This is a genomic window from Nocardia sp. GCM10030253 (genome assembly GCF_042675075.1).
GTDB lineage: Bacteria > Actinomycetota > Actinomycetes > Mycobacteriales > Mycobacteriaceae > Nocardia.
On record NZ_JBHTDL010000010.1, the window covers coordinates 317,350 to 336,303 of the forward strand.

The following is an 18,954-nucleotide window of genomic DNA, read 5'->3' on the forward strand; positions in this document are numbered from 1 at the left end:
CGGTTATCGAATCCTGCTGTACTTCATGAAGGCCACCCCGTCCTCGAATACCCGGCTGGTGATCATCCGGAATCTGGCCGCATCGGGCAGCCGAGGACCGGAACCGAACAGGGACCGGCCCTGGCCGAGCACCATCGGATACAACTTGAGGAAGATCTGATCGATCTCCGGCAGCAGCACCTGAGCGAGCTCCCCGCCACCGCACAGCCAGATCCCGAGCCCGTCCTCGCGCTTGAGCTCACGCACCTTCGCCAGCGGATCGGCGGAGATCAACTCCACCGCCGGATCGGGACTCTCCGGCAACGTCGTCGACACCACGAACTGCCGCAGGTGCGCATACGGACTCGAGGTCCCGGTCCGGACGCCGAAGTCGTGGGTTTTGCGTCCCATCAGCACCGTATCGAAGTAGCGGTTGCGCTGGTCGATGCCGAGCGCCTCCCGCACCTTCGTCGGCAGCGTTTCCGGGTACTGCGCGATGATCGCCGGACCGTGGTCACCTCCCACCGGGAAGAAATCGACCGAGCCGTCCTCGGTGGCGATGAATCCATCGATGGTCGATGCGACGTAGTAGGTGAGCTTGCGCATATGTCCTTCCTCCACGGCCGGCGTGACTTCCGAACCGCCTAGAAGAAACGGTAGCTCGCCAGCACTACTGGAGGCGAGGCTTCGGCTGGCAGCGAGGGCAGGAGTAGGACGAACGGTTCATGAAGCGCTCGCGACGGATCGCCGCGCCACAACGGCGACACGGTTCGTCCTCGCGGCCGTATACGGCCAGCGAGCGCTCGAAGTAGCCGGATTGGCCGTTCACATTCACATACAGCGCGTCGAACGAGGTGCCGCCCGCGGCGAGCGCCTCACCCATCACGACGCCGACCTCCGCGAGCAGGGTGCGCAGGGCGGGGCGGGTCAATCCGGACGCGAGCCGATTGCCATGGATCTTGGCTCGCCACAGGGACTCGTCGGCGTAGATGTTGCCGATGCCGGAGACCACGGACTGATCGAGCAGCAGCCGCTTGATCTCGCTCTGTTTGGTGCGCAGCCGGGACACCACGGACTCCGCGTCGAAGCGCGGATCCAGCGGATCGCGGGCGATATGCGCGACGGGCTCGGGCAGCAATGTGCCCTCGACCGCGACGAGCGGTGCGAGTGCCCAGCCGCCGAAGGTGCGCTGATCGACGAAACGCAACTGGGTGCCGTCATCGAGGGTGGCGAGGATGTGTGCGTGCTTCTCCACCGGGGTGTCGGCGGGCTGCACCAACATCTGCCCGCTCATCCCCAGATGCACGACCAGCGCGGTGTCGGGATCATCGAAGGTGAGCCACAGATACTTGCCGCGCCGCTGGGCCGCAGCCACGCGCAGCCCGGTCATCCTGGCGGCCAGATCGGCGGCACCCTCCAGGTGCCTGCGCACCGAGCGAGGATGGGTCACCGTCACCGCCTCGACGACGTGGCCGACCACGTGCTCGGCGAGTCCGCGCCGGACGACCTCGACCTCGGGGAGTTCGGGCACGTCAGGCTTCGGCGGTCAGCGCCTGGTAGGCGGTGCCCGCGGCCTTCTGTTCCGCTTCCTTCTTGGATCGGCCGATGCCCGAACCGTACGGGCGGCCGCCGATCACCGTGGTCGCGGTGAATTCCTTGTCGTGGTCGGGACCTGTCGAGGTGATCTCGTAGCTTGGCACGCCGAGTCCACGTTCGGCGGTGAGCTCCTGCAGGCTGGTCTTCCAGTCGAGGCCTGCCCCCATCCGGGGACCGCGCTCGAGCAGGTCGGCGAACAGCCGCAGCACTACCTCGCGCGCCACGTCGATGCCGTGCTCGAGATGCACGGCACCGAGCAGCGACTCCATGCCGTCGGCGAGGATGCTCGGCTTGTCCCGGCCGCCGGTGAGCTCTTCGCCCTTACCGAGCAGCAGGTACACACCGAGGCCGCCCTCGCCAAGCCCGCGCGCCACCTCGGCGAGTGCGTGCATATTCACCACGCTCGCCCGCAGCTTCGCCAGTTCGCCCTCGGACTTCTCCGGGTGCTCGTGGTACAGCCGCTCGGTGATGCTCAGGCCGAGGACCGAGTCGCCGAGGAATTCCAGGCGCTCGTTGGTCGGCAACCCACCGTTTTCATAGGCATAGGACCGGTGGGTCAGCGCGAGGCGCAACAAATCCGGCTGCACGCCGACGCCGAGCGCGGCGAGCAGCCGGTCATGATCACCGGAAGGGCCCGGTTCGTCCTTACTGACGGTCACGTCTATACGACAGGTCGTACGATCAGACAGCAGCGGTGACCTGGCGGCCCTTGTACGTGCCGCAGGAGGGGCACGCGATGTGCGGCAGGGTCTTCTCGCCGCAGGCGCGGTTCGGGCACGTGATCAGGGTCGGCGCGGTGGCCTTCCACTGACTGCGCCGCGACCTGGTGTTGGAACGGGACATCCGGCGCTTGGGAACGGCCACGACTACTTCTCCTCTTGTCCTATTGCTTGCCAGTTCACAGATCGGTCTTGCTGATCTGGGTCTTAATGATCGGGGTCGGCCGCACCCGCATCGGGGCTGCCACTGCCGGGCGACTCGGTGGCGAACTTCGCCAACCCGGCCCAGCGAGGGTCAAGTATCTCATGCCCATGGTCGGAACCCGCAATCGCCATCCGTACACCGCATTCCGGGCACAGTCCGGCGCAGTCCGGCGAGCACAACGGCTGTAGCGGAAGCTCCAGACCGATGGCGTCGATGATCACTGGTTCCAGGTCGATCGTGTCGTCGATCAGGCGGTGGATCTCGTCGTCCTCGGTGGTCTGCTCGGTCGCGCTGTCCGGGTAGGCGAACAGCTCGGTCAGGTTGAGCTCGACCTCGCCGGTGAACGGTTCGAGGCAGCGCGTGCACTCCCCCGCCGTCGACGCGGCCACCGTTCCGGTGACCAGCACACCCTCGGACACCGCCTGCAGCTGCAGGTCGAGTTCGACATCGGAGCCCGCCGGAATGGCGATCAGGTCGAGTCCGATTCGATCCTTCGTGGTGACGACGCGATGGAACTCCTGCATCGTTCCTGGCCGACGGCCCAGGCTGCGGGTGTCCAGCACGAAGAACGCGTCCGGATTGCGGCGCGCAGCCGCATGGGGACGCGAGGCGGAACCGGAACCGGCGGACATCACGAAACTCACTCACGTTCGAAGGGAAATGGGCAACCACACCACAATACGCGAGGGGTTACCTCATGCCCAAAACGCCACCGCTATCCCGCCGAAATGACGGCGTCCGGGTTTCTAGCGGCGGTAGTCCCCAGCATAGTCCGGCGCACCCGCACCGGAACGCAGCTGGTGGCGACCACGGCCGACGGTCCGCAAGGTGTTGTCCAGGGTCTCCTCGAACTCCGCGAGCTTGCTGTCGACGTACTGGTCACACTCGTCGCGCATGCGGTCGGCCTCGGCGTGCGCCGCGTCGATCACGCGCGCCGACTCGGTGTGCGCGGCGCGCACCACCTCGGTCTGTGCGACGAGGCGAGCCTGCTCGGCCAGTCCTTCCGCGACCGAGCGGTCGTAGGAGGCCTGACCCGCCTCGGCCATCCGCTCGGATTCGGCGCGAGCCCGGCCGGTAACAGCCTCGAATTCGGCATTGCCATCGGCGACGACGCGGTCTGCCTCGGCCTGTGCGGTGTTCACCAGGTGGTCGGCATGCGCGCTGGCCTCGGCCACCATGCGATCGGCGTGTGCCTTCGCGTCCGCGAGGATCCGATCAGCCTCCTCACGCGCGGACCCGACGGTCTCGCGGGCTTGGTCGTTGGCGCCGGTCACCGTCGTTTCGGCGGCGGAGCGCGCGTCCGAGACAATCTTGTCTCGATGGTCGAGCACGTCCTGGGCGTCGTCGAGCTCGCCAGGCAACGCGTCACGCACGTCATCGAGCAGCTCGAGCACATCACCGCGCGGCACAATGCAGCTGCGGGTCGGCGGGATGCCACGCGCCTCTTCGACGATGGCGACCAGCTCGTCGAGTGCTTCGAATACGCGATACATGCTCACTACCCCACTCTCCTGCGGACTACGGCGAACTTTCTCACCGAGGCCCAGTGTGCCCCTCGTCACCGCAAGTGCCGAGTCATCCTCCGGTGTGTCGTGTCAGTGTCTCGCACGCCACAAAATCAAGTGGAGGATCTACCTCCACTTGGTGTTACATTTATCCAGAGGGTCGGAACAAGATCTTCATAAGCGAATCCCAGGCCCCTACCGGGACAGTGGGACGAGAGGGCGCCGAAGGAAGGGCATCCAGAAGCCGACGATTGACAGGTTCCAACTGTTCAGTACATACTGAACACGCAGTAACTGAGGAACCTTGTTCGAGATGTCGGCGGGAAGGAAAGCGATGACCATCGCTGTTGCCCTTACCGAAGGCTCGTGTTCGATCGGAAAGACAATGACTGTTCTGGAAATCCCGCGACCGGCGGCCGTCAGCATCTACACCCCGTGGGCTGGCCCGTACCCGGTACTGCGGTCGGCAGCGGCGATTGCCCCCCGGTTCGAACAGCTCATGCCGTACCTGCGCAGCGATCGTCCCTTCGCCCAGCTGATCCGTTTCGCACTGGTCGGCGGCTCCAGCAATATCGCCTACGTCCTGCTTTTCTTCGCGATGCACGGCATCGGTCCCCTGATCGCCAACGTCGTCGGGTCGGTCGTCAGCACCATCATCGCCAACGAGCTGCACCGTCAGCTCACCTTCCACGCGTCAGGCCGGGTCGGCTGGTTCACCGCACAGTGGGAGGGCGGCGGCTTGGCGCTGATCGGCCTCGGCATCACCACCGCGGGTCTGGCCGCGATCGACGTGTGGACTCCCGGCATCGGCGGGGCCGCCCAAGCGGGCGCCATCCTCGCGATCACCGCGGTGGTCGGCGGAATGCGCTTCCTCGCGCTGCGCGGCCTGGTCTTTTAAGAACTGGTTTCGTCAGTACATGGGTAACTCATCGGGTACCAGCTAGCTCATCTACCACTTCACCGCCTGCCGCCAACGCCACTGCTACCGCGCCTGAGTCTGGCCTGAAGACGCGGAGAGGCGGGACTGTGTCGTGGGTAGCCGTCAGCCGCGGCGCTCGGCGAGGCGGTCGAGCAGGCGCTTGTGCACCGAGGGCGGGAGCATGTCGGTGACGTCGCCGCCGAAGGCCGCCACCTCCTTGACCAGTGAGCTGGACAGGAAGCTGAAGGCCGGGTTGGTGGCGATGAAGAAGGTGTCCACTCCGGAGAGCCTCTTGTTCATCTGCGCCATCTGTAACTCGTAGCCGAAGTCACCCGCGTCGCGCAGGCCCTTGACGATCGCGGTGATGCCCTGCTCCCGCGCGAAATCCACGAGCAGGCCGTACCACGACTCCACCCGAATATTGGGCAGGTGCGCGGTGGCCTCGCGCAGCATCTCCATGCGTTCCTCGACGCTGAACATGCCCTGCTTGTTCTTGTTGATCATGACGGTCACCACGACCTCGTCGAACTGGGCCGAGACCCGGTTGAAGACGTCGATGTGTCCATTGGTCACCGGGTCGAACGAGCCCGGGCACAACGCTCCTGCCATGGCTCAAACGCTAGCAGGCGACTCGCCGACGAACTCCGCGAGCTCGATCCGGGTCTCCCCGTACTTGCGCACCTTCGCCGGGACATAAGCTGCGGGCCAAGCGATCTCGGGTGAGCGGATGGAGCGTTCCACGGCGACCAGCGCGCCGGGGGTGAGCCAGCCGCGGTCGGCGAGGACACGGACGTCGTCGGTCACCGCCGCGGTATCCACGTCGTAGGGCGGGTCGGCGAGCACCAGGTCGTACCCACCGGCGCCGGCCTGCGCCAAGACGGCCGCGACCGCGCCGACGCGCAGTTCCGCGCCGGGCAGGCCGAGGTCGGCGATATTGCCGCGCACAATCGCGGCGGCCTTGCGGTCGGATTCGATCAGCAGCGCGTGCCTCGCACCACGCGACAGCGCCTCCAGTCCGAGCGCGCCCGAACCCGCGTAGAGGTCGAGAACGCGGACGCCTTCGAAGTCCATCCTGGATTCCAGCGCGCTGAACAGGGCCTCACGCACCCGGTCGGAGGTGGGCCTTGTCCCTGCGGGCGGCACCCGTAGCCGCCGCCCGCCCGCCGTCCCAGCGACGATCCGCGTCATTCGACCGCGGACTCGCGCACAGCCAGCTCGACAAGCAGATCTCCGCCCTCGACCTGCTGCACCCGGCCGATCGCGACCCGGCCGACGGTGCCACCGCGCGGTGCGGTGATCGCGGCCTCCATCTTCATCGCCTCGATGGTGCCGATGGTGTCGCCCGCGGCGACCGAATCGCCTTCCGACACAGCCAATGTCACCACACCGGCGAACGGTGCGGCGATGTGGCCGGGGTTGGTCTTGTCCGCCTTCTCCGCGGCCGGGATCTCGCTGGCGATGGACCGGTCACGGACCGCGACGGGGCGCAGCTGACCGTTGAGGATGCACATCACCGTGCGTACGCCGCGCTCGTCGGGTTCGGAGATGGCCTCCAGGCCGATGAGCAGGGTGACGCCCTTTTCCAGCTGCACGCGATGCTCATCGCCGCGACGTAGGCCATAGAAGAACTGGTTGGCCGACAGCCCGGAGGTGTCGCCGTACTTCTCACGGTGCGCCAGGAATTCGGCGGTGGGGGCCGGGAACAGCAGCCGGTTCAGCGTGTCGCGACGTTGCTGCGAGGAACCGGTGAGCCCGGCCTCATCCGCGGCCGTCAGCGCGGTTTCCGGTTTCGCGGGGCCACGGCCTGCCAGTGCCCTGCTGCGGAACGGCTCGGGCCAGCCGCCCGCGGGCGTGCCGAGTTCCCCACGCAGGAAACCGATGACCGAATCGGGGATGTCGTAGCGGCCCGGGTCGGCGGCGAAGTCCTCGATATCGACGCCGGTGCCGACGAGCGCGAGCGCGAGGTCGCCGACCACCTTGGACGAGGGGGTCACCTTCACCAGCCTGCCGAGCAGCCGGTCCGCTGCCGCGTATTTCGCTTCGACCTCTTCGAACCGGTCGCCGAGCCCGAGCGCGATGGCCTGCTGACGCAGGTTCGACAACTGACCACCAGGAATCTCGTGGGTGTAGACCCGACCGGTCGGGGCGGGCAGCCCGGACTCGAAGGGCGCGTACACCTTTCGCAGCGCCTCCCAATACGGCTCCAGATCGCAGACGTTCTGCAGGTTCAGGCCGGTGTCGTACTCACTGTGTGCCGCGGCCGCGACGATCGCCGACAGCGCGGGCTGGCTCGTGGTGCCCGCCATGGCGGCGCTGGCGCCGTCGACCGCGTCGGCGCCTGCCTGCCACGCGGCGAGATAGGTGGCCAGCTGACCGCCGGGAGTGTCGTGGGTGTGCACGTGCACCGGTAGGTCGAAGTTGCTGCGCAGCGCGGCCACCAACGTGGCGGCGGCGGGGGCGCGCAGCAGGCCTGCCATGTCCTTGATGGCAAGGACATGTGCGCCCGCATCCACGATCTGCTCGGCCAGTTTGAGGTAGTAGTCGAGGGTGTAGAGGGTCTCGTCCGGATTGGACAGGTCACCGGTGTAGCTCATCGCGACTTCCGCGATGGCGGTACCGGTTTCACGCACCGCGTCGATGGCCGGGCGCATCTGGTCGACATTGTTGAGCGCGTCGAAGATGCGGAAGATATCGATGCCGGTCGCGGTGGCCTCGGACACGAACGCGCGAGTCACCTGTTCGGGGTAGGGCGTGTAGCCGACGGTGTTGCGGCCGCGCAGCAGCATCTGCAGACAGATGTTCGGCACCGCCTCGCGCAATGCGGCCAGCCGCTCCCACGGGTCCTCGTACAGGAAGCGAAGCGCCACATCGTAAGTCGCGCCGCCCCAGGCCTCGATGGACAGCAGTTCGGGGGTCATCCGCGCGACATGCCCCGCGACGGCGAGCAGGCCGTTGGTGCGGACCCTGGTGGCCAGCAGCGACTGGTGCGCATCACGGAAGGTGGTGTCGGTGACGCCGACAGCCTTCTGCTCGCGCAGCGCCCGCGCGAAACCCTCGGGGCCGAGGCTCAGCAGCCGCTGCCGGGATCCGGCGGGCGGCGCCGCGGTGAGATCGAGCGCGGGAAGCTTGTCATGCGGGTAGACGGTGGTCGGCCGCTCGCCGTGTGGCTTGTTCACGGTGACGTCGGCCAGATAGGTGAGGATCTTGGTGCCGCGGTCGGCCGACCCGCGCAGGGTCAGCAACTGCGGACGCTCCTCGATGAACGAGGTGGTGACCCGGCCCGCGCGGAAGTCGGGATCGTCGAGCACGGCCTGCAGGAACGGAATGTTGGTTGCCACGCCGCGGATTCGGAACTCCGCCACCGCACGGCGGGCCCGCGCGATGGCTGCTTCGAAGTCACGGCCACGACAGGTGAGCTTCACCAGCATGGAGTCGAAGTAGGCGCCGACCTCGGCGCCGAGGTTCGCGCCGCCGTCGAGGCGGATGCCTGCGCCACCGGGTGTGCGGTAGGCGGTGATGCGGCCGGTGTCGGGACGGAAGCCGTTGGCGGGGTCCTCGGTGGTGATGCGGCATTGCAGCGCTGCGCCGCGGATCCGCACGGTGTCCTGACTCAGGCCGAGCTGTTCGAGGGTCTCCCCCGCCGCGATGCGCAGCTGTGACTGCACCAGATCCACATCGGTGATCTCTTCGGTCACCGTGTGCTCGACCTGGATGCGCGGGTTCATTTCGATGAAGACGTGATTGCCGCGCTCGTCGAGCAGGAACTCGACGGTGCCCGCGCAGCTGTAGCCGATCTGCCGGGCGAAGGCGACCGCGTCGGCGCAAATCCTTTCGCGCAGTGCGGGATCCAGGTTCGGCGCGGGAGCGAGCTCGATCACCTTCTGGTGGCGGCGCTGCAGCGAACAGTCCCGCTCGAACAGGTGCATCACGTTGCCGTATTGATCGGCGAGGATCTGCACCTCGATGTGGCGCGGGTTCACCACGGCCTGCTCGAGGAACACCGTCGGATCACCGAAGGCCGACTCGGCCTCCCGCGACGCGGCCTCGATCGACTCACGCAGGTGCTCGGGGTCGGCGACGCGGCGCATACCGCGGCCGCCGCCACCGGCGACGGCCTTTACGAAGATCGGGTAGTCCAACTGCTGGGAGGCGGCGACTAGTTCCTCGACGTCCGCTGACGGCTCGCTCGACCGCAGCACCGGCAACCCTGCCGCCTTCGCCGCCGCGATCGCGCGCGCCTTGTTACCTGCCAGCTCGAGCACCTCGGCCGACGGGCCGATGAAGGTGATGCCCTCGCGGGCACAGGCCGCGGCCAGATCGGGGTTCTCGGACAGGAAGCCGTAGCCGGGGTAGATCGCATCGGCGCCCGCCGACTTGGCGGCCTCGATGACGGCGTCGATGGACAGATACGCCCGGACCGGGTGGCCCTCCTCCCCGATCTGGTAGGACTCGGCCGCCTTCAACCGATGGACCGAGTTGCGGTCCTCGTAGGGGAAAACCGCGACGGTTCCGATGCCGAGCTCATAGGCCGCGCGGAAGGCCCGAATCGCGATTTCGCCGCGGTTGGCAACCAAGACTTTCGAGAACATTGGCCTAAGGTACCCGCCCCCGAAGATGCTTCTGACAGCCAAGGCCCCTTCGCAGGAATCTTCACAACAGGACCTAGCACGCTTGCGAAGTTGCGTTAATCCAGTGTTTATTTTTGCAGCGCCTTCGGCATCGCGTGTTCGCGACTGCGAAGAAGCTCGGCCGATCACCGGGCCACCAGGTCTTGCGAGCGACGTACGCGATCAGCCCGTGGAGGACGGAAGCGAGCCAACAAAGTCGCGAGCATCGCCACCGACGCACCCCCTCGCCACGACATCGTCTTCCGAGCGAAGCGAGACCGAGCCCTAGAGTTCGCGGCCCGGCTCGCTTCCGAGCGGGCGAAGCGCATGCGCCGCAGGCGCGAGTCTCGCCCGCTCGGAAGCGAGACCAAGGGGGCCGCGAACACGCGGCGCCGCAGGCGCTGCAAAACAAACACTGCCCTATGCTGGTTGTTGCAGCTGGTTCGCCGGTGCGCAGACGAGATGGAGCCCCGACGTCGCGTATCGGAGCCGAAGCTCGTGCAGCCGAATGCCGGGTGCACGGGCGAAGAGGGAACCCGGTGAGAATCCGGGACTGTCCCGCAGCGGTATGCAGGAACGACCGCCGTCACAGGCACTGAGTTCAACGGGCAGTCGGCCCCGCGGCTTGGGAAGCGACGGCCAGTAGGTGAGCCCCGGCGCAGGCCGGGGTCGGCCAGAAGGCCCGTGCCCGCAAGTCCGAAGACCTGCCAGCCGTGCCGGATACGCCGTATCCGGCGGCCACCGCCTCGTGGATTGGGCGCGCGGACCACCAGTGCGACGTGTCGGGCTCCCCTGTCGGTTCCTCCGGCATGTCACTTGGTTTCCGCGTGCTCGTAGGGCGGTCGGCTCTCGAACTCAGCACTGGAGAAACATCGTGACTGTTTCGCATCACACACCGTTCACCGCAACGGTTCTCGGCCTGCCGCGGGTGGGGCCACACCGTGAGCTCAAGCGCGCCACCGAGTCCTATTGGGCCGGACGCATCGACGCCGAGCAACTGCACGCCGTCGCACGCGACCTGCGGCGCACCCAACTCGCCGAGCTACAGGCCGCCGGGCTCGATTCGATTCCCGTCGGCACCTTCTCCTACTACGACCAGGTGCTCGACACCGCCGTGCTCCTCGGTGCGCTGCCGCCAAGGGTGGCCGGCATCGCCGATTCGCTGGACCGCTACTTCGCCGCCGCGCGCGGCACCGACACGGTCGAGCCATTGGAGATGACCAAGTGGTTCGACACCAACTACCACTACCTGGTGCCGGAAATCGGCCAGGACACCGCGTTTTCGCTGCATCCTGAGCAGGTGCTCGAGCAGCTGCGCGAGGCGCTCGCCCTCGAGGTGCCCGCCAGGCCGGTCGTCGTCGGCCCGATCACCTTCCTGAAGCTGGCCAAGGCGACCGGCGGCGCGGCTCTCGATCGCCTCGGCGAACTCGTTCCGCTCTACCGTGAGCTGCTTCGGCTGCTCGCCGAAGCAGGCGCCGAGTGGGTGCAGCTCGACGAGCCCGTCGTGGTCACCGACCTGACCGCCGACGAAATCGAGCTGGTGCGTAGCACTTACGCCGAGCTGTCGGCGGCAAACGATCGCCCGGCGATTCTGGTTGCCACCTACTTCGGTAAGCCGGGCGCCGCGCTCGCCGCGCTGGCGAGCACCGAGATCGAGGGCATCGCACTCGATTTCACCGTGGCCACCGATCTCTCGGAGGTGGTCGCGGTACCCGCGCTGGCAGGCAAGCTGCTGGTCGCCGGTGTGGTCGACGGCCGTAATGTGTGGCGCACCAATCTGGATCGCGCTCTGGCCACCCTCGGCACCCTGCTCGGTTCCGCGGCGACGGTCGCGGTGTCGAGCTCCTGCTCGCTGCTGCATGTGCCCTACGCCCTCGACACCGAAACCGGCCTGGACGAGCAGCTGCGGTCGTGGCTGGCATTCGGTGCGGAAAAGGTAGCCGAGGTGCGGCTGCTCGCCACCGCGCTGAACGAGGGCCCGGACGCCATCGCCGCCGAGTTGGACACGGTTCGTGCGGCTTTGGCGACCAGGCGCGCGGATCCCCGGCTCGACGACCCGCAGGTGCGGGCCAGGCTGGCCGCGCTCGGCCCGGACGCCGTCCGACGCGCGCCCGCCGACCAACGTCGCGTGCTGCAGGCCGAACGGCTGCGGTTGCCGTCGCTGCCGACCACCACCATCGGTTCTTACCCGCAGACCTCCGCGATCCGGCTGGCAAGGGCCGCACTGCGCAAGGGCGAGATCGACCAGGCCGAATATGTCGGCAGGATGCATGCGGAGATCGCCGATGTCGTTGCGCTGCAAGAGAAGCTGGGATTGGACGTGCTTGTGCACGGCGAGCCCGAGCGCAACGACATGGTGCAGTACTTCGCCGAGCAGCTCGACGGTTTCGCCGCCACCGAGGCAGGTTGGGTGCAGTCCTACGGCACCCGCTGCGTGCGGCCGCCGATCCTGTACGGCGATGTGGCGCGCCGCGCCCCGATGACCGTCGACTGGATCACCTACGCCCAATCGCTTACCGACAAGCCGGTCAAGGGCATGCTCACCGGTCCGGTGACCATCCTGGCCTGGTCGTTCGTGCGCGACGACCAACCACTCGCCGATTCGGCACGGCAAGTGGCGCTGGCGATCCGGGACGAGACCGTGGATCTGCAGGCCGCGGGCATCCGTATCGTCCAGGTCGACGAACCGGCGCTGCGGGAGCTGCTGCCGCTGCGGGCGGCCGATCAGCCGGAATACCTCGACTGGTCGGTGCAGGCCTTCCGGCTGGCGACCTCGGGCGTTTCGGATGCGACCCAGATCCACACCCACCTCTGCTATTCGGAGTTCGGTGAGGTCATCGACGCGATCGCCGGTCTGGACGCCGACGTGACGTCGATCGAGGCGGCCCGCTCGCACATGGAGGTGCTCGACGATCTCAATGCGGCGGGCTTCGACCTGGGTGTCGGCCCCGGTGTCTACGACATCCACTCGCCACGGGTGCCGAGCATCGAGGAGATCACCACGTCGCTGCGTGCTGCACTGAAAGCCGTTCCGGCCGAACGACTCTGGGTCAACCCGGACTGCGGATTGAAGACCCGGGGACCGGTCGAGGTGGAAGCGTCACTGCGCAATATGGTCGCCGCCGCGGCCGCCGTCCGCTGATCCGCTCGACGTATCGGACGCGTTCGCATTAATGCGTTCGCACTGAAATCCCTTACTCCCTCCGGAAGTCCGGAGGGAGTAAGGGCAGGTCCGCCCAAGCCGAGCAGGTACCGAATTAGGCTCGGGGACCAAATTCACCTTTGTCACGAGCGGCCGGACATCGCCATTTACCGGATCCGATCGTCTTCAAAGAACAAATAGCCGTACCGAATTACCAATGGCCTCAGCCGGATTCAGGCTCAGGCCGTGGCCGTCGCCTTGGACGCGTCGGGTAGCGCTCACATGCCTCCCCGGCCCGCAGCACCGGCCGTACCTGCGACTTTGCGCCGACCCCACGCCGCAACGCGGCATGACATCCCGGACAACGCTCCATGTGCATCCCCTCCTCGCACGATCGAAACAGCTCGAATCCCCTTTGTTGTCTTCGACGCGAGTGAGCCCGATCGGGTTCCCCTTATTCCCTACAAGTTTCCGGGGGCAGTAGCCGTCGGTTCCTGCCGGATCCGTTCGACCGGCGTACTCCGGCCGCACGGGAAACCGTTTCCGCCGATCGCCGCTCGGCCTGCCCCGATTCGGGCCCGAAGGCCGTCGCCCCCTCGTCGAAACGTCCGCGAAACCTGTTCGTAACTGCGGATTCTCCCAAGAAACCTCTAGACATCCATCGAACCGTCGATTAATGTGACGTTATATAGCGGCACGATAGACAGTGAGTCGCTAGCCGGGGATTCCCGGGCGATCTACAGATCGTGAAGGACGCAAACGATGACTGGACACAACCCACAGCGGCGGGCGACGAAAACCCTGCTCCGCCTGCTGATCGTGAGCGCAACGGTGGTGACCCCTGCGGTGCTGATGCCCGCGCAGGTTCTAGCCCAGCCCGGCCCGACCGTTTCGATGGTGCGGACCGAATCCCCCAGCCACCACGGACGTGACAAATCGGGAAGCGATTCGCAGCGCCACCGCAGGCGCCACGACGAGCAAGCACGTCGCCAAAACTGCGGCACGCAATTCATTCCCGGCCCGCTGTTCTGCGGCCTTTTCAACTAACCGACCAGCAACACGTCGGTTAGTGCCACTCGACTTGACTACAGCTCGAAATTGATCGGAGAAATACAATGACCACCAATTCCAACACTCGCCGCCTGCTGACCTGCGCCGCGATCGTCGGCGCGATCACCACCGCCTCCGCGGGAATCGCATCCGCAGTCCCCGGTGACCATTCCGGCGGCGGGTCGGGCCGCGGTGGTTCCTACAGCTCGGGCGATTCGGCCGGCGCGCATCATATCGACCCCATGGGTTACCACCACCGCGAAAACAATCCCGGGCGGCGCGTCGCGCAGGAACAGAACATCCGCGAATTCCACCAGCGCCAGAACCAGAACCAGAACAACTCCCGCAGCTACCAGGCCCAGGGTTCCGAAAACGGCGGCTGGAAGGTCTGCAAGGTCCAGGCAACCTGGTGCAAATAAACCGACAGCGTTGACCGCCGATACGGAGTCGAACCCCGGCGGCGGTCAACGGTCAGTGGCAACTATCGCCCTTCCTCAGCCCCTCCAATAAACGTGCCGCTACTTAACGGCACATTACATGACGTGTGAAGTATCCCCGCTAGCCCGATCGACGTCGGCTGATGGGACAGACGACGAAAGAGAGTTAAAGCCGATGTCCACAATGAGCGGACGTGAGAAGGCCGTGCCGATGTGTACCGAACGCCGTACTTCGAAGGCCAAGACGCTGACCCTGCTCGCGATGACCGCGGTGACGGCCGGCGGCATCGGTGTCGGCGCGGGAACCGCCGCGGCCGAGCCCGCCGTCTCCTGCCGGTGGGCGGGCGACGCCTACGCGCAGGGCACGGCGGTGAACGCGGGCGGCTGGAACTTCAGCTGCCGATCGGATAGGTACGGCAGCCCACACTGGGTCCGCGGACATGCGGTGAACGGGCACAGCACCGTCCGCAACCCCGGCGCGTACACGAACCCCGCGGGCCTGTTCAGTCCGGGCGCGCGCCAGCCGGGAACCTCGTACAACGACTATTGCGTCGGCAGTCAACTGATCGAAGGCTCCGAGGACGTGTACGAGGTCGTCGCGGACCGTAACGGCGCCGTGTACTGGAAGGCCGCAGAGTCCATCACCATGTGGACCTTCGACGGGGGCACGGGGCCACAGCGCTCGTGGCGGTCGGCGAGCCTCTGCTACGACGGCAACCTGACCTGATCGCGAAGGCGACGTTCACGGACGTGCCGGGGACCTCGAGGGCCGTTGCTCGGATTCGAGCCGGATCCGCTCGGTGAGGTCACCCGGCACGTGCCACATGATGTCCGCGCGGGTGGCCGCCATCAATTTCCGGCGAATGGCCACGACCTGGGCATCGACAGTCCGAATGGAACTACCACGCCGCGCGGCGATGGCGCTGTTGGCCCAGCCCGCCGCAGCGAGCACCGCGACGTCGCTTTCGGCCGGCGAGAGCTCGTGCCAGCGTGAAGCGGTCTCGCGCGCCGCGGGACCGTCGCTCGGCAGCTCGTCGATAGCGAACCTGCCGAGCATGAACCGTTGCAGCTCATCGAGTTCCGGGCGCATTCGCGCGCCGCGGCGGACGGCCGCCGCGTAGTCCTGCGCACCGAGGATCGATCTCGCCACCGCCGCGGCATGATCGATGCCACGAGCCACCAGCGTCACTCGGTCGGCGACAATGCCCATCGACCGGTGCAGAGTGGCGATACCGCCTTGGAAGTAGGCGATTTCGGTCGCCGCCGCTCGGAGTTCGGCGTGGTCACCGTCCTTTGCGGCGATCCGGGCCGAGAGAATATAGGTCAGCGCCATCGTGCTGAAGTGGATGATCCAGCCGGCCGTCCATCTGTCACCCGAGACCAACAGACGTTCCACGGCGGCCCGGCCGACTTTTATCGCATCGTGTGGATCGCCGTGCCTGGACACCGCGATCAACCATGCCACCTCGCCCCAGGAGATGGCCCATTGGGAATCACTGGCGACAGCCCGATCGAGATGCTCCCGCGCGGCACCGAGAGCTTGCTCGGCGTTACCGAGGTTCGCGCAGGTGAGCGCCGCGAACAGTTCGCTCCGTTGCACCCCACCCTGATCATTCGCCTCCGCGAATTTCCTACTCGCCCTGGTCAGTACATCAACGGCCCGCGGGTCGAGGTGCATCAGCAACAGCTCCAGACCCCAGGTGAACTCCACCGGGGCAGGTAGGCCGACGTCCTTGCGGGCGGTCGCGCGCCAGGTCCGGCGCAGCGCCGGATCGGACAGGCACTCGGCCGCGCACTCGTCGAGCAGCTGCGCGGTATAGGCATGCCTGCCCTGCCAGATCGCCACCCACCCGACCAGCGCGGTCGCGGTGATCCGGAGCTGGGTCGGCGGCGGATCGACCTGCCTGGTCGCTTCCAGTGCCTGTTCGGTGAGACCCCCGATGGCACGGTTGGCTCCGGTGATGAACGGGATGCGCAGCGCCATGAGAATGGCGGCGGTCTCCAGGCCGATGACGGCCTCGGTGGGTTCGATGAGGCTGGTTTCGATGCCGAGCAGAATGTTGCACCAGGCCGAACGCGCCCAAGCTAGCCAGTCCTGTTCGTGCGGGCCGTACCAGGTGGCCTGGCCCGCGGCGACTTTGTCCCGGTAGTAGCGCCGGTGGCGGGCCAGCAGCCGCGCTTCGTCCATATCGTCGGTACGCCGGGACAGTCGGTCTCGGACGAACACCCCGACACTTTCGAGGAGGAAGTACCGGACTGTGGTCGGCGCGATGCGGCAGGAAACCAACGACCGTTCCGTCAACCGTTCGAGCGAACGCTCGATCTCCTCCGGTGACAGGGACGGATCGGCGCACACCGCGACGATGGCGTCGGATTCCGCTCCGCCGCCGAGCGTTTCGTCGTCGTCGCTATCGCATCCGGTGACGAACACCGACATCCGGTCCAGCAGGAGTTGTTCACCCGCGGTGCACAGTCCATACGACCAGGCGATCACGTCCCGAACACTGCGGTGGCGTTCCTCGGCACCGAGCCGGACGCCGTTGGACCACTGCATGCGTCTGTCGTCGGTATTGCCGGTGAGCTCGCGCAGCACGATGACGGGTGGCCGGTGCAGCAGACGCGCCGCCGCCAGTCGGATGAACAGCGGGTTGTTGTCCACGTGCCAGCAGATCTGTTTGGCGACGGCCAGCTGTTCGGGATCATCGGAGATCGGCCGGCCGGTGAGCTCGGCGCGCCGTCGGAACAGCTCGAGAGCGTGTCCGGACGACATCGGCGGCACCGTCACAATATGCTCGTCGATCCACCCCACCGGTTCCCTGCTGGTCGCGATGATGGTCAGTCCCGGCACCGCCTCCAGCAGGCCGACGATCAGCGGAAAGACGCCAGCGAGTACATGCTCGCAGTTGTCCAGCACCAATATCGTCCGATGGCTCCCCGTCTCGCGGCCCGCAGTGAACGTCTCCAGCAGACCGTCCCAGGCCGACCTGGCGGCGATATCCGCGGTCACCACCGACTGCACCACTTCTTCGGCGACGACTCCGGTGTCGGCGCCCGGCGCCAACCGGGACAGCCGCGTCCAATAGACCGTGTGGTGTGGCGCCTTCCGGTATCTGCGCAGCGCTTCGGCCGCCAACGTGGTCTTGCCGATGCCACCCGGTCCGGCCAGGGTGATCAGTCGAGCTGTGGACGAGGACAGCAGCGTGGCAACCCGCTCCAGCTCGATGTGCCTGCCGACGAACTCACTCGCGGCAGGGACGTCGTCGCCGGGATTCACTGCAGACATCCTTGCTCACCTATCGATTTCGAAGCTACGTGTAGCAGTAGCTTATCGATAACGAGCAACTCTACTGTTTCGGCGCGGCCTTCGTTCGGATTCGTGCCGAACGCGCTCCGCGAGTTCATCGGGGATGTAGCGGGCGATCTCGTGACGAGAGGCGATCATCAGTTTCTGTCGAATGGTCGCGACCTGTGCGTCGACGGTCCGGATGGAACTGTGTCGCCGGGTCGCGATCGCACTGTTCGGCCAGCCCGCCGCGGCGAACACCGCCACATCGCGTTCTGCCTGCGACAAGTCGCTCCATGGGGAGGGAGATAGGGCGGACCGAGCAGCGGGCAGCGGGCGCGAAACCTCGACGGCGCTTCGGATCTCCTGACCGACCGAGTCGATCCACGCCCTATCCGCGGGACCGTGCCACATGGGTTGCCCGGCAGCGAATTTGTCACGGAAGTAGCGGCGGTGCCGCGCGGATAGTAGCTCCGCCTCGGCGCGATCGCGGTGGTGTAGCCGGTCGCGAGCGAAGACCTGCACGCTTTCCACCAGATACCAGTTCATCGTGGTAGCGGTGAGGTGCACCGAGAGCAGGGAACGCTCCGTCAGACGTTCGAGCAGGTGCTCGATCTCGCCCGCCGGGAGGATGTGGTCCGCGCACACCGCGATCACGGCATCGAGTTCGATTCCCCTGCTCGGTGATTCGCCGTCGTCGGTCTCGTGTCCCGCGGCGAATACCGACAGCCGTTCGAGCAACAGTTGTTCCCGCACGCCGCACAGTGCGAAGGACCAGGCCAGGACGTCGTACACGCAGCGGTGCCGCGCCTCCGTGCCCGACCTGGCGCCGTGCGTCCACCTCAGACGCTTGTCATCGGCGCCGCCGGTGAGTTCGCGCAGCACCATGGCGGGTGGTTGATGCCGCAACCGCGCCGCGGCCAGCCGGATGAACAGCGGATTGTGATCGACGCGACGACAGATCCGCGCGGCGACGGCGAGGTGTTGCGCATCATCCGGGATCACCCGCCCGACGAGTTCGGCGCGCTGCCTGAGCAATTCGAGTGACTGTTCCGGCGCTAGCGGCGGCACGGTCAGGATGTACTCGTCGACCCAGCCGATCGGTTCTCTGCTGGTGGCCAGGATCGTCAGGCCCGGCGCCGCGGCCAGCAGATCCGCGATCAGCGGGCCGACGGCGCCCAATAGGTGTTCGCAGTTGTCCAGCACCAACACCGCGCGATCCGCGGAGTAGTCGCCGCCGGTCCCGAAAGTGCACACCGCCGACTGCACCACGTCCTGCGCGGTGGCTCGGCAATCGCCTTCCAATTCGGCCAAGGAGGCCCAGTAGACCAGGCGGTTCCTGGCGCGATGCACGCGACGCACGAACTCCGCCGCCAACCTCGTTTTCCCGATGCCACCCGGCCCGACCAGGGTGATCAGCCGTGCACCTCCGGACAGCAGGCTACCTAGTCGGTCCAATTCCATTTGGCGGCCGACGAATTCACTGGTGGGTGCCTGTACCAGGGACATAGG

Annotated in this window: 16 protein-coding genes and 1 riboswitch; of the genes, 5 read left to right on the forward strand and 11 right to left on the reverse strand. The window is 66.7% G+C overall.

The window, feature by feature from the left end; genetic code table 11:
* Positions 1–3: 3 nt before the first annotated feature.
* The 6 genes from ACFQZZ_RS24150 to ACFQZZ_RS24175 form a co-directional block, all read right to left on the reverse strand.
* Positions 4–585, reverse strand: coding sequence for a dihydrofolate reductase family protein (locus ACFQZZ_RS24150; protein WP_378684911.1), 582 nt, complete (start codon positions 583–585; stop codon positions 4–6).
* A 64-nt stretch (positions 586–649) separates the two neighbouring features.
* Positions 650–1,510 carry a bifunctional DNA-formamidopyrimidine glycosylase/DNA-(apurinic or apyrimidinic site) lyase gene (gene mutM, locus ACFQZZ_RS24155; protein WP_378684913.1) on the reverse strand — a complete coding sequence of 287 codons (861 nt, stop codon included), beginning with the start codon at positions 1,508–1,510 and terminating at the stop codon, positions 650–652.
* Position 1,511: 1 nt separating this feature from the next.
* Positions 1,512–2,234, reverse strand: coding sequence for a ribonuclease III (gene rnc, locus ACFQZZ_RS24160; protein ID WP_378684916.1), 723 nt, complete (start codon positions 2,232–2,234; stop codon positions 1,512–1,514).
* Positions 2,235–2,256: 22 nt separating this feature from the next.
* Positions 2,257–2,439: a 50S ribosomal protein L32 gene (gene rpmF / locus ACFQZZ_RS24165; RefSeq protein ID WP_014987105.1), complete on the reverse strand. Its 183-nt coding sequence runs from the start codon at positions 2,437–2,439 to the stop codon at positions 2,257–2,259.
* Between the two features lie 62 nt (positions 2,440–2,501).
* Complete coding sequence (locus ACFQZZ_RS24170; protein WP_378684920.1) at positions 2,502–3,131, reverse strand: YceD family protein; 630 nt, start codon at positions 3,129–3,131, stop codon at positions 2,502–2,504.
* Positions 3,132–3,245: 114 nt separating this feature from the next.
* Positions 3,246–3,992: a DivIVA domain-containing protein gene (locus tag ACFQZZ_RS24175; protein WP_378685126.1), complete on the reverse strand. Its 747-nt coding sequence runs from the start codon at positions 3,990–3,992 to the stop codon at positions 3,246–3,248.
* Between the two features lie 397 nt (positions 3,993–4,389).
* Here ACFQZZ_RS24175 and ACFQZZ_RS24180 point away from each other — a divergent pair, with 397 nt between their 5' ends.
* Positions 4,390–4,902, forward strand: coding sequence for a GtrA family protein (locus ACFQZZ_RS24180; RefSeq protein ID WP_378684922.1), 513 nt, complete (start codon positions 4,390–4,392; stop codon positions 4,900–4,902).
* Between the two features lie 144 nt (positions 4,903–5,046).
* On the opposite strand, the gene coaD is transcribed toward ACFQZZ_RS24180, so the two are convergent.
* Genes coaD through ACFQZZ_RS24195 form a run of 3 tightly spaced genes read right to left on the reverse strand, consistent with a single transcriptional unit; the run spans position 5,047 to position 9,512 of the window.
* On the reverse strand, positions 5,047–5,532 hold the full coding sequence (gene coaD, locus ACFQZZ_RS24185; protein WP_378684925.1) for a pantetheine-phosphate adenylyltransferase: 486 nt from the start codon (positions 5,530–5,532) through the stop codon (positions 5,047–5,049).
* A gap of 3 nt (positions 5,533–5,535) precedes the next feature.
* Complete coding sequence (gene rsmD / locus ACFQZZ_RS24190) at positions 5,536–6,111, reverse strand: 16S rRNA (guanine(966)-N(2))-methyltransferase RsmD (protein WP_378684928.1); 576 nt, start codon at positions 6,109–6,111, stop codon at positions 5,536–5,538.
* The gene (locus ACFQZZ_RS24195; RefSeq protein WP_378684931.1) at positions 6,108–9,512 is read right to left on the reverse strand and encodes a pyruvate carboxylase; all 3,405 of its coding nucleotides are present in this window, start codon (positions 9,510–9,512) and stop codon (positions 6,108–6,110) included. Before ACFQZZ_RS24195 ends, rsmD begins: the two co-directional genes overlap by 4 nt.
* Positions 9,513–10,009: 497 nt before the next feature.
* Positions 10,010–10,257: riboswitch (cobalamin riboswitch) on the forward strand.
* A gap of 147 nt (positions 10,258–10,404) precedes the next feature.
* Here ACFQZZ_RS24195 and metE point away from each other — a divergent pair.
* The 4 genes from metE (at position 10,405) to ACFQZZ_RS24215 (ending at position 14,886) form a co-directional block, all read left to right on the forward strand.
* Positions 10,405–12,672 carry a 5-methyltetrahydropteroyltriglutamate--homocysteine S-methyltransferase gene (gene metE, locus ACFQZZ_RS24200; RefSeq protein ID WP_378684933.1) on the forward strand — a complete coding sequence of 756 codons (2,268 nt, stop codon included), beginning with the start codon at positions 10,405–10,407 and terminating at the stop codon, positions 12,670–12,672.
* Between the two features lie 762 nt (positions 12,673–13,434).
* Positions 13,435–13,719 carry a hypothetical protein gene (locus ACFQZZ_RS24205; protein ID WP_378684936.1) on the forward strand — a complete coding sequence of 95 codons (285 nt, stop codon included), beginning with the start codon at positions 13,435–13,437 and terminating at the stop codon, positions 13,717–13,719.
* Between the two features lie 68 nt (positions 13,720–13,787).
* Positions 13,788–14,141: a hypothetical protein gene (locus ACFQZZ_RS24210; RefSeq protein WP_378684938.1), complete on the forward strand. Its 354-nt coding sequence runs from the start codon at positions 13,788–13,790 to the stop codon at positions 14,139–14,141.
* 193 nt (positions 14,142–14,334) lie between these two features.
* On the forward strand, positions 14,335–14,886 hold the full coding sequence (locus ACFQZZ_RS24215) for a hypothetical protein (RefSeq protein WP_378684941.1): 552 nt from the start codon (positions 14,335–14,337) through the stop codon (positions 14,884–14,886).
* A gap of 15 nt (positions 14,887–14,901) precedes the next feature.
* On the opposite strand, the gene ACFQZZ_RS24220 is transcribed toward ACFQZZ_RS24215, so the two are convergent.
* Positions 14,902–17,442: an ATP-binding protein gene (locus tag ACFQZZ_RS24220; RefSeq protein ID WP_378684944.1), complete on the reverse strand. Its 2,541-nt coding sequence runs from the start codon at positions 17,440–17,442 to the stop codon at positions 14,902–14,904.
* 42 nt (positions 17,443–17,484) lie between these two features.
* Positions 17,485–18,951, reverse strand: coding sequence for a LuxR C-terminal-related transcriptional regulator (locus tag ACFQZZ_RS24225; RefSeq protein ID WP_378684947.1), 1,467 nt, complete (start codon positions 18,949–18,951; stop codon positions 17,485–17,487).
* Positions 18,952–18,954 lie beyond the last annotated feature (3 nt).

Bases quoted from the DNA above. Each gene is read 5' to 3' on its own strand.
- ACFQZZ_RS24150 (WP_378684911.1), bottom strand. From the start codon at position 585: ATGCGCAAGCTCACCTACTACGTCGCATCGACCATCGATGGATTCATC.
- ACFQZZ_RS24170 (WP_378684920.1), bottom strand. From the start codon at position 3,131: ATGTCCGCCGGTTCCGGTTCCGCCTCGCGTCCCCATGCGGCTGCGCGC.
- ACFQZZ_RS24175 (WP_378685126.1), bottom strand. From the start codon at position 3,992: ATGTATCGCGTATTCGAAGCACTCGACGAGCTGGTCGCCATCGTCGAA.
- ACFQZZ_RS24180 (WP_378684922.1), top strand. From the start codon at position 4,390: ATGACTGTTCTGGAAATCCCGCGACCGGCGGCCGTCAGCATCTACACC.
- coaD (WP_378684925.1), bottom strand. From the start codon at position 5,532: ATGGCAGGAGCGTTGTGCCCGGGCTCGTTCGACCCGGTGACCAATGGA.
- rsmD (WP_378684928.1), bottom strand. From the start codon at position 6,111: ATGACGCGGATCGTCGCTGGGACGGCGGGCGGGCGGCGGCTACGGGTG.
- ACFQZZ_RS24195 (WP_378684931.1), bottom strand. From the start codon at position 9,512: ATGTTCTCGAAAGTCTTGGTTGCCAACCGCGGCGAAATCGCGATTCGG.
- ACFQZZ_RS24205 (WP_378684936.1), top strand. From the start codon at position 13,435: ATGACTGGACACAACCCACAGCGGCGGGCGACGAAAACCCTGCTCCGC.
- ACFQZZ_RS24210 (WP_378684938.1), top strand. From the start codon at position 13,788: ATGACCACCAATTCCAACACTCGCCGCCTGCTGACCTGCGCCGCGATC.
- ACFQZZ_RS24215 (WP_378684941.1), top strand. From the start codon at position 14,335: ATGTCCACAATGAGCGGACGTGAGAAGGCCGTGCCGATGTGTACCGAA.
- ACFQZZ_RS24220 (WP_378684944.1), bottom strand. From the start codon at position 17,442: ATGTCTGCAGTGAATCCCGGCGACGACGTCCCTGCCGCGAGTGAGTTC.
- ACFQZZ_RS24225 (WP_378684947.1), bottom strand. From the start codon at position 18,951: ATGTCCCTGGTACAGGCACCCACCAGTGAATTCGTCGGCCGCCAAATG.